At 65.2% G+C, this 11955-nt stretch carries 13 protein-coding genes; 9 read left to right on the top strand and 4 right to left on the bottom strand.

The genetic code is table 11. From position 1 onward, the window contains the following. The 4 genes from B4L76_RS10950 to B4L76_RS10935 all read left to right on the top strand — a co-directional run bounded on the left by B4L76_RS10950 (position 1) and on the right by B4L76_RS10935 (position 3030). Complete coding sequence (locus tag B4L76_RS10950) at positions 1 to 300, top strand: YciI family protein (RefSeq protein WP_296232432.1); 300 nt, start codon at positions 1 to 3, stop codon at positions 298 to 300. A 141-nt stretch (positions 301 to 441) separates the two neighbouring features. Continuing rightward, positions 442 to 1119, top strand: coding sequence for a response regulator transcription factor (locus B4L76_RS10945; protein WP_296232430.1), 678 nt, complete (start codon positions 442 to 444; stop codon positions 1117 to 1119). 101 nt (positions 1120 to 1220) lie between these two features. Next, positions 1221 to 1637, top strand: coding sequence for a Spy/CpxP family protein refolding chaperone (locus tag B4L76_RS10940; protein ID WP_296232429.1), 417 nt, complete (start codon positions 1221 to 1223; stop codon positions 1635 to 1637). Between the two features lie 55 nt (positions 1638 to 1692). Further along, entirely contained in the window at positions 1693 to 3030 is a 1338-nt protein-coding gene (locus B4L76_RS10935) for a sensor histidine kinase (RefSeq protein WP_296232426.1), read from the top strand. A 40-nt stretch (positions 3031 to 3070) separates the two neighbouring features. Here the strand turns inward: B4L76_RS10935 and B4L76_RS10930 are convergent, their stop codons facing one another. Next, the gene (locus B4L76_RS10930) at positions 3071 to 3628 is read right to left on the bottom strand and encodes an NAD(P)H nitroreductase (RefSeq protein WP_296232425.1); all 558 of its coding nucleotides are present in this window, start codon (positions 3626 to 3628) and stop codon (positions 3071 to 3073) included. A 102-nt stretch (positions 3629 to 3730) separates the two neighbouring features. Here B4L76_RS10930 and B4L76_RS10925 point away from each other — a divergent pair, with 102 nt between their 5' ends. Beyond that, positions 3731 to 5185 carry a TrkH family potassium uptake protein gene (locus B4L76_RS10925; protein WP_289130991.1) on the top strand — a complete coding sequence of 485 codons (1455 nt, stop codon included), beginning with the start codon at positions 3731 to 3733 and terminating at the stop codon, positions 5183 to 5185. Here B4L76_RS10925 and B4L76_RS10920 read toward each other — a convergent pair. Then, positions 5142 to 6203 (bottom strand): AraC family transcriptional regulator, encoded by a 1062-nt coding sequence (locus tag B4L76_RS10920; protein ID WP_296232420.1) that lies wholly within the window; start codon positions 6201 to 6203, stop codon positions 5142 to 5144. The genes B4L76_RS10925 and B4L76_RS10920 overlap by 44 nt on opposite strands. Before the next feature lie 142 nt (positions 6204 to 6345). On the opposite strand from B4L76_RS10920, the gene B4L76_RS10915 reads away from it, so the two are divergent. Beyond that, a complete protein-coding gene (locus B4L76_RS10915; protein ID WP_296232419.1) occupies positions 6346 to 6657 on the top strand; it encodes a DUF962 domain-containing protein in 312 nt (103 codons plus the stop codon). Between the two features lie 18 nt (positions 6658 to 6675). Here the strand turns inward: B4L76_RS10915 and B4L76_RS10910 are convergent, their stop codons facing one another. Further along, positions 6676 to 7488: a UDP-2,3-diacylglucosamine diphosphatase gene (locus B4L76_RS10910; RefSeq protein WP_296232418.1), complete on the bottom strand. Its 813-nt coding sequence runs from the start codon at positions 7486 to 7488 to the stop codon at positions 6676 to 6678. A 128-nt stretch (positions 7489 to 7616) separates the two neighbouring features. Here B4L76_RS10910 and B4L76_RS10905 point away from each other — a divergent pair, with 128 nt between their 5' ends. Continuing rightward, positions 7617 to 8387 (top strand): helix-turn-helix transcriptional regulator, encoded by a 771-nt coding sequence (locus B4L76_RS10905; RefSeq protein WP_296232417.1) that lies wholly within the window; start codon positions 7617 to 7619, stop codon positions 8385 to 8387. Between the two features lie 115 nt (positions 8388 to 8502). Continuing rightward, positions 8503 to 9393 carry a DMT family transporter gene (locus tag B4L76_RS10900; RefSeq protein ID WP_296232416.1) on the top strand — a complete coding sequence of 297 codons (891 nt, stop codon included), beginning with the start codon at positions 8503 to 8505 and terminating at the stop codon, positions 9391 to 9393. On the opposite strand, the gene B4L76_RS10895 is transcribed toward B4L76_RS10900, so the two are convergent. Then, entirely contained in the window at positions 9394 to 9675 is a 282-nt protein-coding gene (locus B4L76_RS10895) for a SelT/SelW/SelH family protein (RefSeq protein WP_296232415.1), read from the bottom strand. 67 nt (positions 9676 to 9742) lie between these two features. Here B4L76_RS10895 and B4L76_RS10890 point away from each other — a divergent pair, with 67 nt between their 5' ends. Then, positions 9743 to 11929, top strand: a complete 2187-nt coding sequence (locus B4L76_RS10890) for a patatin-like phospholipase family protein (protein WP_296232414.1) — start codon at positions 9743 to 9745, stop codon at positions 11927 to 11929. Positions 11930 to 11955: the final 26 nt, after the last annotated feature.

Genomic DNA, 11955 nt, shown 5'->3' with positions numbered 1-11955 from the left:
ATGCTCTACGCCATCATCGCCAGCGACGTCGCAAACTCCCTGGAAAAACGCCTGGCTGCCCGCCCGGCGCACATCGAGCGCCTGCAGCAACTGAAAGCCGAAGGCCGCGTGGTGCTGGCCGGCCCGCACCCGGCCATCGATAGCAATGACCCGGGCGAAGCGGGTTTCAGCGGCAGCCTGATCGTTGCCGAGTTCGCTTCCCTGGCGGCGGCGCAGGCCTGGGCCGATGCCGACCCTTACATTGCAGCGGGCGTATACGACAAGGTTGTGGTCAAGCCATTCAAGCAAGTGCTGCCTTGACCTGATACGCGTCGGCATCTTTCGCGGGCTTGCTCGCGAAGGCTGGCGCGGTGCCGGCAGTTATACGATTGCCATCAGTCTGCGGTATCTTTGCCACTGGCGGGCCGAATAGTCGCCGTCAATGGTTGAATTGAGTGAGTCATGAGCGAGCTGTTACTGATTGATGATGACCAGGAACTGTGCGAACTGCTTGGCAGCTGGCTGACCCAGGAAGGGTTCACCGTGCGTGCCTGCCATGATGGCAAGAGCGCCCGCCAGGCCCTGGCCACGCATGCCCCGGCGGCCGTGGTACTGGATGTGATGCTGCCCGATGGCAGTGGCCTGGAGCTGCTCAAGCAGTTGCGCAGCGAGCATGCCGAGCTGCCAGTGGTAATGCTTTCGGCCCGCGGCGAACCGCTGGACCGCATTCTCGGCCTGGAACTGGGCGCCGACGATTACCTGGCCAAACCGTGCGACCCACGTGAACTCACCGCCCGCCTGCGCGCCGTGCTGCGCCGCAGCCACCCTGCCGCCACCAGCAGCCAGGTGGAGCTGGGCGACCTGGTCTACAGCCCTGCCCGTGGCGTGGCCAGCATCGATGGCCGCGAAATGACCCTGACCCTGTCCGAGAGCCGCATTCTCGAAGCCCTGCTGCGCCAACCGGGCGAGCCGCTGGACAAGCAGGAACTGGCGCAGATCGGCCTGGGCCGCAAACTGACCCTGTACGACCGCAGCCTGGACATGCACGTCAGCAACCTGCGCAAGAAGATCGGCCCGCACACCGATGGCCGCCCGCGCATCGTGGCCCTGCGCAGCCGCGGCTATTACTACTGCCTCTGACCCTCTTTACCGAGCCTTTACCCTCCGCTGACGGCGCTTGACGGTGCTCTCCCTAGACTGTGTTCATCCGGTAGACACCGGCCCATGAAAGGAGAGACACCATGCGCAAGACCCTTATCGCCCTGATGTTCGCCGCCGCCCTGCCGACCGTGGCCCTGGCCATGCCTGAAGACGGCCCGCGCCACGGCGGCCCGCATCATCGCGGTGACGCGCCGTTCCACCAGCTGGACCTGAGCCGTGACCAGCGCCAGCAGATCGGCAAGCTGATGGGCGAACAGATGAAGCAGCGCCGCGAGATCACCGAGCGCTACCTGTCCAAGCTGCCAGCGGCCGACCAGAAGGCCATGAAGGACGAGCTGCAGGCCAGCCGCGACAAGACCGACAGCGCGGTCCGTGCCCTGCTCAAGCCGGAGCAGCAGAAGCAGTTCGACGAGTTGCAGAAGGAACGCGCCGCCCGTAAAGCCGAGTGGCAGGAGTTCCAGGCCTGGAAAGCTGAAAAAGGCACCAAGGCCCAGTAAGCTGACAGCTTGTGCCCGGCCCGCCCAGAGCGGGCCGGGTTTTTCCGTTTAGGAGGTGCACTTGCGTTCACTGTTCTGGCGCGTCCTGGCCAGTTTCTGGCTGGCCATCGCCCTGGTCGCGGGCCTGTCGATCCTGCTGGGCCACATGCTCAACCAGGATGCCTGGATCCTGAGCCGCCACCCGGGCCTCAATACCTTGGCCAGCCAGTGGGCCAGGCACTACGAGCAGGAAGGCCTGGCTTCGGCCCAGCAGTTCCTGGAACGACGCAAAGAGCGCTTCAAGATCGACGTGCAAGTGCTCGACGACAGTGGCGAAGCCGTCGTGCCCGGCACCTTCCCGCGCCGTGCGGCAGCTTTGGAGGCACGCCAGCACAACGACCAGCGGCGCCTGCCCTGGCGCCGGCTGACCGAGGAATACACCAGCCCCGACACAGGCGAGACCTACCTGCTGATCTACCGTATCCCCCACCCGGCACTGGTTGCCTGGCACCGTGAAAGCCTGCTGTGGCCGCTCAGCGCCCTGGGGATCGCACTGGTGGTACTGACCCTGTTCAGCCTGTTGGTAACGCTGTCAATCACCCGCCCGCTCAGCCGCCTGCGCAGCGCCGTGCACGACCTGGGCCAGACCACCTACCAGCAGAACAGCCTGGCGCAACTGGCGGCGCGGCGCGACGAGTTCGGCGTGCTGGCCAAGGACTTCAACAAGATGGGCGCACGCCTGCAAAGCACCATCGGCAGCCAGCGCCAGTTGTTGCGCGACGTGTCCCATGAACTGCGCTCACCGCTGGCAAGGCTGCGCATCGCCCTGGCCCTGGCCGAGCGCGCCGAACCTGGGCAGCGGGAGGCGCTGTGGCCGCGGCTGACTCGCGAATGCGACCGTCTGGAAGACCTGATCAGCGAAATACTCACTCTGGCGCGGGTCGATGCCGAACAGGCCCATGCCGAGCCGGTCGACCTCAATGCCGTGCTCGGCAGCGTGCGCAAGGATGCACAGCTCAGTGCGCCGGAGCAGGACGTGCGCCTGGAGGCGCAGCCGGGCTTGACCTTGCAAGGTTGGCCAACGCTGATCGAGCGCGCCGTGGACAACCTGCTACGCAACGCGCTGCGCTTCAACCCGGTGGGCCAGCCGATCGAAATCAGCGCCGCGCGCGAGCAAGGCCGCATCCTGGTGAGCGTACGCGACCATGGGCCCGGGGCGGCGGCCGAGCATCTGCAACAGCTCGGTGAGCCATTCTTCCGCGCGCCGGGGCAGGAAGCGCCGGGGCATGGGCTGGGGTTGGCGATTGCACGCAAGGCGGCGGAGCGCCATGGCGGCAGCCTGGTGCTGGAGAACCACCCACAGGGCGGATTCGTGGCCAGGCTGGAGTTGCCTGGGGAAGCAGTCCCGGCTTGAAATGGCCGGGTCTACTGCGCAGCCCCGGCATTCTCGGCGGTTATTCGCCCCAGGCGCTGACGAAATCAGTGGTGTCCAGAACCGGCGCCGTACGCGGCTCGGCCAGTGGCGTACCGACATACAGGTAGCCAATCAGCTCCTCGTTCTCAGCCAGCCCCAGGCCCTTGTGCACATGGACATCGTAGGCCATGTCACCGGTTCGCCATACCGCCCCGATCCCTTGCGCATGCGCCGCAATCAGGATGCCATGCGCCGCACAGCCCGCCGCCAGGCGCTGCTCGGAACCAGGCACCTTGAAATGGTCCTGCACGCGGGCAATCACCACGATCAGCAACGGCGCCCGCAACGGCATGGCGCGGGCCTTGTCCAGTGCAGCCTGGCTGGCATCGCCCTTGTGCTGCAGTGCTTCAGCGAACAGCTCGCCCAGTTTCTCGCGGCCCTGGCCTTCGATGGTAAGGAACCGCCAAGGCCGCAGCTGGCCGTGGTCCGGGGCACGCAGCGCGGCCTGGAACAGCGCCTCGCGCTGGGCGGCATTGGGGGCCGGGTCAGTCAGGCGTGGCACGGAAACACGGTTGAGCAATGCGTCGAGAGCCTCCATCGGCTACCCTCCTGGCAGGTGAATGTGGCGCCATTCTAGCGTTTACATCACCAGACCCATAGGTAGAATGGCGCCCTTCCGTTTCGAGTCAGAGCAGATCACATGGCGTTGCCGACCTTAAGGATCATTGGTTTCATCATCGGCATCTTCCTGATTACCCTCGCTGTCAGCATGGCCGTGCCCATGGCGACCCTGGTGATCTTCGAACGCACCGGTGACATGCCGTCGTTCCTCTGGTCTAGCCTGGTCACCTTCCTCGCCGGCCTGGCCCTGGTGGTCCAGGGCCGCCCCGAGCATGTGCACCTGCGCCCGCGCGACATGTACCTGCTGACGGTCAGCAGCTGGCTGGTGGTGTGCGTGTTCGCCGCCCTGCCCTTCCTGCTGACCCAGCACATCAGCTACACCGACGCCTTCTTCGAGAGCATGTCGGGCATCACCGCCACCGGTGCTACCGTGCTCAGCGGGCTCGACAGCATGTCACCGGGCATCCTGATGTGGCGCTCGATGCTGCACTGGCTTGGCGGCATCGGCTTCATCGGCATGGCGGTAGCGATCCTGCCACTGCTGCGCATCGGTGGCATGCGCCTGTTCCAGACCGAATCGTCCGACCGTTCCGAGAAAGTCATGCCACGCTCGCATATGGTCGCCAAGTCGATCGTGGGGGTGTACGTCGGCTTTTCGATCCTCGGCGCGCTGGCCTTCTGGTGGGCCGGGATGAGCCCCTTCGATGCCATCAACCACGCCATGTCGGCAATTTCCACCGGCGGGTTTTCCACCTCCGACCAGTCGCTGGCGAAATGGGACATCCCCGCCGTGCACTGGGTCGCGGTGGTGGTGATGATCCTCGGTAGCCTGCCCTTCACGCTGTATGTCGCGACCCTGCGTGGCAACCGCAAGGCGCTGCTTCGCGACCAGCAGGTACAGGGCTTGCTCGGCATGCTGCTGGTCACCTGGCTGGTGCTGGGCACCTGGTACTGGGCCACCACCCAGATGCACTGGCTCGACGCCCTGCGCCACGTGGCCCTGAATGTGACCTCGGTGGTCACCACCACCGGCTTCGCCCTGGGCGACTACAGCCTGTGGGGTAACTTCTCGTTGATGCTGTTCTTCTACCTGGGCTTCGTCGGGGGCTGCTCCGGCTCGACCGCCGGCGGCATCAAGATCTTCCGCTTCCAGGTCGCCTACATTCTGCTCAAGGCCAGCCTCAATCAGCTGATCCACCCGCGCGCGGTGATCAAGCAGAAGTACAACGGTCACCGCCTTGACGAAGAAATCGTGCGCTCGATCCTGACCTTCTCGTTCTTCTTCGCCATCACCATCTGCGTGATGGCACTGTTGCTGTCGCTGCTGGGCGTAGACTGGATGACCGCCCTGACCGGTGCTGCCGGCACGGTCTCCGGTGTAGGCCCGGGCCTGGGTGAGGTGATCGGCCCGTCAGGCAACTATGCCAGCCTGCCGGACGCGGCCAAGTGGATCCTCTCCAGCGGCATGCTGCTCGGCCGCCTGGAGATCATCACCGTGCTAGTGCTGTGTATGCCAGCGTTCTGGCGTCACTGAGCCCCGCGGCCGTAGCGCCCAGGCGGGCACGGTACTCGCTGGGCGTGGTATCGAACCAGCGGCGGAACGCCCGGTAGAAGTTGCTGGGGTCGGCGAAACCCAGCAGGTAGGCGGTTTCCAGCAGGGTCATGCCTGGTTGTGCCAGGTACTGTTCGGCCAGTTCGCGACGGGTGTCGTCGAGCAATGCCTGGAAACTGGTGCCTTCTTCCTGCAACCGCCGCTGCAAGGTGCGCTGCGACAGGTGCAGGGCCTGGGCCAGGGTTTCGCGCTTGGGCTCGCCCTGCGGCAGAATGCGGCACAGCACCTGGCGTACCCGGTGGGTTACCCGGGTTTCGGAAAAACGCGCCAGGTATTCCCCGGCAAACCGGTCGTGCAGCACCGCCATGGCTTCATTGGCGGTGGGCAACGGTGCCTCCATGTCGGCCCGCTCGAACAGCAGCGCATCGTGCGCCGCAGCGAACACCAGCGGGGCATGAAACGCCGCCTTGTAAGGCTCGACATGCTTGGGTGGCGGCCCCTGCAGCAGCACCCGGCGCGGCTGCACCGGTCGGCCGCTGAGCCATGAGCACAATGCCAGCCCGCAGGCCAGCGACGCTTCGGCACTGTGCCGGGTCGGCGGCAGATGGTCGCCGTGCACGGTCAGGATCAGCGAATACCCTTCGGGGTCGGCGACGAAGCTCAGGTCGCAGCTTTCGGCGATGATGCGCTGGTAGCGTACCAGGCGCTCGAAACCCTCGGCCAGGGTGCGGCTGGACATCAACGCATAACCCGCCACATGGAACGACGCCGGGCGCACCACCCGCGCCATGTTCAGACCAATGGCCTCGTTGCCGGACAGCTCCTCCGCCAGTTGCCACAGGCGGGTCATGGCGTCCTGCGGGAAGCGCGCATCGGGGTCGTCCAGGGCAGTGAAGTCCAGCCCCAGCTGCTTGAACATGGCCCGGCAGTCCAGCCCTTCCAGCTCGAGTGCCTTCACGATCCCAGTTGCCCAGCTGGCTGACGTGGTTCTTTCGCTCATGACTGTGCAGACCGCTCCTGCGGTGCCCCCAAGGATACTCAATTGGCGCCCATTGTCACTGGACGGCCTCGCCAGTCACTCTAGACTCGAATCAGGCTCCACGCCGCGCATCCTGTCCAAAAGTATCTGCCGGAGCAGTGCCATGAACCGCACAGCGCAGTTTCGCAGTTTTGCCGAGTTCTATCCGTACTACCTGGGGGAGCACAGCAACTCCACTTGCCGCCGCCTGCACTTTGTCGGTACCAGCCTGGTGATTGCCCTGCTGGCCTACACCATCGGCAGTGGCAAATGGGCCCTGCTGCTGGCCCTGCCGGTGTTCGGCTACGGCTTCGCCTGGGTCGGGCATTTCTTTTTCGAAAAGAACCGGCCTGCCACCTTTACCCACCCGTTGTACAGCCTGGCCGGGGATTTCGTGATGTTCAGGGATATCCTGCTGGGCAAGATCAGCCTGTAGATTTTCGCGCCTGAAGCATTACGCCGGCTCCCGCAGTGCCCCAGCCTGCCGGGCCTCCCGCGCCTGCGCCTCGGCCAACCGGTACAGCTCGATCGTGCCATCCCAATGCTCGATCAGCCCCGTACACGACTCCACCCAATCCCCGCAGTTGAGGTACTCCACCTCACCCACCCGGCGAATCTCGGCATGGTGGATATGCCCACACACCACGCCGTGAAAACCACGGCGGGTGCACTCGTGGGCAATGGCATCCTCGAAATCGCTGATGAAGTTCACCGCGCCTTTGACCTTGTGCTTGAGGTATGCCGACAGTGACCAGTAGCCGTATCCATAGCGGGCCCGCCAGCGGTTGAGCCAGCGGTTGAGCAGCAAGGTGAACTCGTAGGCCCGATCGCCAAGAAACGCCAGCCAGCGATGGTAACGGGTAATCACATCGAACTGGTCGCCATGGATCACCAGCAGCCGACGGCCATCGGCGGTCAGGTGCTCAGCCTCGTCCACCAGCTGGATATTGCCGAGCATCAGCCTGGAATAACGGCGCAGGAATTCGTCATGGTTGCCGGTGACGTAGATCACTTCGGTACCGCGCTTGCTCATGGTCAGCAAGCGGCGCAGCACATTGGTGTGGGCCTGCGGCCAGTAGATTCCGCTGCGCAGCTTCCAGCCATCGATGATATCGCCCACCAGGTAGATGCGGTCGGCCTGGTAGCCCTTGAGGAATTGCGCAAGATGTTCGGCCTGGCAATCACGGGTACCCAGGTGCACGTCGGAGATCCACAGGGTTCGCACGCGCTGCTTGCGCGAGGGACGGGACAGTTCGGCATGGGTCATGGGCAGGCTCCGGCGCAGTTTGCTGGAGACTGGCAGGCATGGATGACAGAGCCATGGCAAAACCGTGACGAGTGATGGGCTGTCGGGAATCAGGCACAATGCGGGCCTGCCCCGCCAGGACGTTGCCCATGACCGGTCCGATCCTCTCGCTGCGCCATTACCGCCACAGCCTGATCGCCCACAGCCACGAACACCCGCAGTTGGTGTTCGGCCTGCGCGGCCGCCTGGAGTTCGAAGTCCAGGGGCATGGCGCCGGGATCGCTCGCCAGGGGCTGGTCGTGGTACCGGCAGGCGCTCATCATATCTGCGCCAGCGATAACGGCAGCGATTGCCTGGTGCTGGATGTGCCGGGGGAGCAATGGTTGCGCGAGCAACTGGGTGAGCATGCCGATGCCAGCCGCAGGCTGCTGGACCGTCCCGCCGCCCTCGGCCTGAACGAGCGCCAGCAACAGCTGGTGGACTGGCTGGCGGCCAGCCCGGTGCACGACCCGCTGATTGCCCGGCAAGGCGCCGCGCTGCTCCTGGCCAGCCTCAACCCCATGGCGGCTGCCAGCAGCGGTGCTTGCCAGCGGCTGCCGTATGCGGCGTTCGATGCGCATATCGAGGAGCATGCCGCTTACCCGTTGCAGGTAGCCGACCTGGCGCGCATCGCCGGGTTGTCCAGTGCTCGCCTGCACGCGCGCTTTACTACGGAGTGCGGGATGACGCCAATGGACTACATCCGCCAGCGACGCTTGCTCAAGGCGCGGCGGCTGGTAGTGCAGACCTTGCTGCCGATGGGGGAGATTGCGGCGCAGGTGGGGTACAGCTCGCAGAGCGCGTTTTCGGCGGCGATGTTACGGGCATTCGGCTGCACGCCTTTGGCTTTGCGGCGAGAGGCTGGCGACAACGCACACTAGTCTTGCGACAGAACGTGCTGGCCTGAACCTTTACACTTTGCCTGTGCCGTCCTCTTCCGGGCAAGCCCGCGAAGAGGCCGCTACTGCCAGCAAAGATCTTCAGCAAGGACCCCTCATGAACCACCGCACCGCTCTCGGCGCCCTGCACATTGGCGCGCTGTTCTTCGGCCTGACCGGCGTCTTCGGCAAGCTGGCCGCCAGCGCCAGCCCGGCAATCATCGTGTTCGGCCGCGCCGCCTTCGCCGTGCTCGCCCTGGCCCTGTTCGCCAGCCTGACCGGCCCGGGCTGGCAACGCCTGAGCGGCCAGGACGTCCGTCGCCTGCTGCTTGGCGGCATGCTGCTGACCGGCCATTGGGTGAGCTTTTTCGTCGCCGTGAAAGTCGGCGGCGTGGCCATTGCCACCCTAGGTTTTGCCAGTTTCCCGGCTTTTACCGTGATTCTCGAGGGCCTGCTGTTCCGCGAACGGATCCGCCGCAACGAAGCCATGCTGGTGCTGCTGGTGAGCATCGGGCTGATGCTGGTCACTCCGGCATTCGACCTGGCCAGCCAGGCCACCGGTGGCCTGCTCTGGGCGCTGCTGTCGGGGCTGCTGTTCGCCTTGCTGTCTCTTACCAACCGCGCCGGCTCCGGCCGCCTGCCGGCGGTACAGGCGGCGCTGTGGCAGAACCTGGTGGTGGGCCTGTGCCTGCTAGCGTTCGCCGCCCCAGGCCTGGGCGAAGTAGCCAGCCGGGACTGGCTGTGGATCGCCCTGCTCGGCATCTTCTGCACCGGCGTTGCCCACAGCCTGTTCGTTGCCAGCCTGGCCGTGATCAAGGCGCGCACCGCCGCCGTGGTGTTCGGCATGGAGCCGGTCTACGGCATTGCGGTGGCCTGGGTGGTGTTCGCCGAAACCCCGACCCTGCGCATGCTGCTGGGTGGCGCGCTGATCATCTTCGCCATCGTGCTGTCCAGCCGCCTGGCTGCCGAGCAGCCCCCCCGGCAACGGCCTGCGGCCGAGGGCACCTGATCAGCGGTCGTTGTGCCCGAGGTCACGCTGCGGGTCGATCTGGTCACGCACCCGCTGCTTCAATACCTTGGCCTCGGGGAAGCCGCCATCGGCCTTGCGCTCCCAGACCTGCACGCCATTGCAGGTGATGCGGAAGATGCCCCCGGTACCCGGCTCCAGTGCCACCCGCCCGAGGTCATCGGCAAAGGTGCTGAGCAGTTCCTGGGCCAGCCAGGCGGCACGCAGCAGCCACTGGCACTGGGTGCAGTAGGTGATCACGATTTCAGGTTTGCTGTCGGCCATGGTGAAACGTCTCCAGGTGAGGGGCCGCTTATACTAGCGGTCTTTAGCCCATGGTTTGAGACTCACGATGCGCCGTTTGCTGTTCTGTTTCCTGCTTGCCCTCACCTCGCTCACGGCCTTTGCCACCGAAGCGGCCAGGCCCAAGGTTGGCCTGGTGCTGTCGGGCGGCGCGGCCCGCGGCCTGGCCCACATTGGTGTGCTCAAGGCGCTTGAACAACAAGGTGTGCGCATCGACGCCATCGCCGGTACCAGCATGGGCGCGGTGATCGGCGGCCTGTACGCCTCGGGCTACAGTGTCGAAGAGCTGGAAAAGCTTGCCACCACCCTCGACTGGCAACAGGCGCTGTCCGATGCCCCACCGCGCAAGGACGTGCCGTTCCGGCGCAAGCAGGACGACCGCGACTTCCTGGTGAAGCAGAAACTCAGCTTTCGCGACGATGGCAGCCTGGGCCTGCCACTGGGCGTGATCCAGGGCCAGAACCTGTCCTTGCTGCTGGAAAGCAAGCTGGCGCACACCGCCGACACCCGTGACTTCGACAGGCTGCCGATTCCTTTCCGGGCAGTGGCCACCGACATCGCCAGTGGCGAGAAAGTGGTGTTCAGCCATGGCCACCTGCCCCAGGTGATCCGTGCCAGCATGTCGATCCCGGCGGTGTTCGCCCCAGTCGAGCTGGACGGCCGGCTGCTGGTGGACGGCGGCATGGTCGACAACATTCCGGTGGACGTGGCCCGCGAAATGGGCGTGGACCTGGCCATTGTGGTCGACATCGGCACCCCACTGCGTGACCGCAAGCAACTGGCCACGGTGGTCGATGTGCTCAACCAGTCGATCACCCTGATGACCCGGCGCAACTCGGACGAGCAACTGGCCAGCCTGCACCGCGACGACATCCTCATCCAGCCGCCGCTGGCCGCCTTCGGTGTCACCGATTTCGGCCGCGCCGGGGACATGATCGAGGCCGGCTACCGTGCTACCCGCCTGCTCGACGCTCGCCTCGCCACCCTGCGCCAGCCCGGGGCCGATAGCAGCCTGGCAGTGGCCCGCTCGCCGCGCCAGCGTACCCCGGTGATTACCGCAATCCGGATCGAGAACGACTCCAAGGTCAGCGACGACGTCATCCGGTCGTACATCCGCCAGCCAATCGATGCGCCGCTGGAGCTGGACCGTCTGCAGACCGACATGGGCACGCTGTATGGCCTGGACTACTTCGACCGGGTGCAATATCGCGTGGTACACAAGGGCGACGACAACACCCTGGTGATCAATGCCCGGGGCCGACGCGGTGGTACCGACTACCTGCGCCTGGGCCTCAACCTGTCGGACGACCTGCGCGGCGACAGCGCCTTCAACCTGGGTGCCAGCTACCGCGTCAACGGCATCAACAGCCTCGGCGCCGAATGGCTGACTCGTGGCCAGATCGGCGACCAGCAGGAGCTCTATAGCGAGTTCTACCAGCCGCTGGACGTGGGTTCGCGCTATTTCATCGCGCCGTACCTGGACTTCAACTCGCAGAACATCGAAGCGACCCTGGACAACGATCCGGTCGCCGAGTACCGCCTGGAGCGTTACGGCTTCGGCCTGAACGTAGGGCGGCAGATCGGTACCAACGGTGAAGTGCGCCTGGGCGTGGGCAAGGCCTGGGGCGAGGCCGAGGTGCGCATCGGCGAGCAGGACCTGCCCAAGGTCAGTTTCAACGAAGGCTTCTACGAGCTGAAATACTCGTTCGACACCCTCGACAACGTGTACTTCCCGCACCGCGGCGAGGACATCGGCCTGACCTTGCGCAACTACGACAAGTCGCTGGACTCCGACCAGGATTACCGGCAGTGGATGTTCAACCTGGACAAAGCCATCAGCAGCGGGCCGAACACCCTGGTGCTGGGGGGACGCTACGGGCGCACGCTGGATGCCACCGAAGTGGTCACGTCAAGTTTCGTCCTGGGAGGGGCAAGAGAACTGTCAGGGTTCCGCCAGGACTCGGTGTCAGGGCAGAACATGAGCCTGATGCGCATGGTCTATTATCGCCGCCTGACACCACGGGCCTACCTGCCGCTGGACTTCCCGTTGTACCTTGGCGGGTCGCTGGAACGTGGGCGGGCGTGGAACAACGACAACGCTTTCGACAGTGGCTACATCAATGCCGCCAGCATTTTCCTGGGGCTGGAGACGCCATTGGGGCCGTTGAATTTCACCTATGGCGCCAACAGCGCGCATGAGCAGGCGGTGTACCTGAACCTGGGGCATACCTTCTGAATCGTCAGGGCCGCAAAGCGGCCCCA

Origin of the sequence: Pseudomonas sp. UBA4617 (genome assembly GCF_002386445.1) — a bacterium.
In the GTDB taxonomy this organism is placed as follows: Bacteria; Pseudomonadota; Gammaproteobacteria; order Pseudomonadales; family Pseudomonadaceae; genus Aquipseudomonas.
This window is presented reverse-complemented; position numbering and strand designations above follow the sequence as displayed.

What these genes read in the sequence shown, in the direction of transcription:
- B4L76_RS10950 (WP_296232432.1), top strand. Translation starts at nt 1, where the DNA reads ATGCTCTACGCCATCATCGCCAGCGACGTCGCAAACTCCCTGGAAAAA.
- B4L76_RS10945 (WP_296232430.1), top strand. Translation starts at nt 442, where the DNA reads ATGAGCGAGCTGTTACTGATTGATGATGACCAGGAACTGTGCGAACTG.
- B4L76_RS10940 (WP_296232429.1), top strand. Translation starts at nt 1,221, where the DNA reads ATGCGCAAGACCCTTATCGCCCTGATGTTCGCCGCCGCCCTGCCGACC.
- B4L76_RS10930 (WP_296232425.1), bottom strand. Translation starts at nt 3,628, where the DNA reads ATGGAGGCTCTCGACGCATTGCTCAACCGTGTTTCCGTGCCACGCCTG.
- B4L76_RS10925 (WP_289130991.1), top strand. Translation starts at nt 3,731, where the DNA reads ATGGCGTTGCCGACCTTAAGGATCATTGGTTTCATCATCGGCATCTTC.
- B4L76_RS10920 (WP_296232420.1), bottom strand. Translation starts at nt 6,203, where the DNA reads ATGAGCGAAAGAACCACGTCAGCCAGCTGGGCAACTGGGATCGTGAAG.
- B4L76_RS10915 (WP_296232419.1), top strand. Translation starts at nt 6,346, where the DNA reads ATGAACCGCACAGCGCAGTTTCGCAGTTTTGCCGAGTTCTATCCGTAC.
- B4L76_RS10910 (WP_296232418.1), bottom strand. Translation starts at nt 7,488, where the DNA reads ATGACCCATGCCGAACTGTCCCGTCCCTCGCGCAAGCAGCGCGTGCGA.
- B4L76_RS10905 (WP_296232417.1), top strand. Translation starts at nt 7,617, where the DNA reads ATGACCGGTCCGATCCTCTCGCTGCGCCATTACCGCCACAGCCTGATC.
- B4L76_RS10900 (WP_296232416.1), top strand. Translation starts at nt 8,503, where the DNA reads ATGAACCACCGCACCGCTCTCGGCGCCCTGCACATTGGCGCGCTGTTC.
- B4L76_RS10895 (WP_296232415.1), bottom strand. Translation starts at nt 9,675, where the DNA reads ATGGCCGACAGCAAACCTGAAATCGTGATCACCTACTGCACCCAGTGC.
- B4L76_RS10890 (WP_296232414.1), top strand. Translation starts at nt 9,743, where the DNA reads ATGCGCCGTTTGCTGTTCTGTTTCCTGCTTGCCCTCACCTCGCTCACG.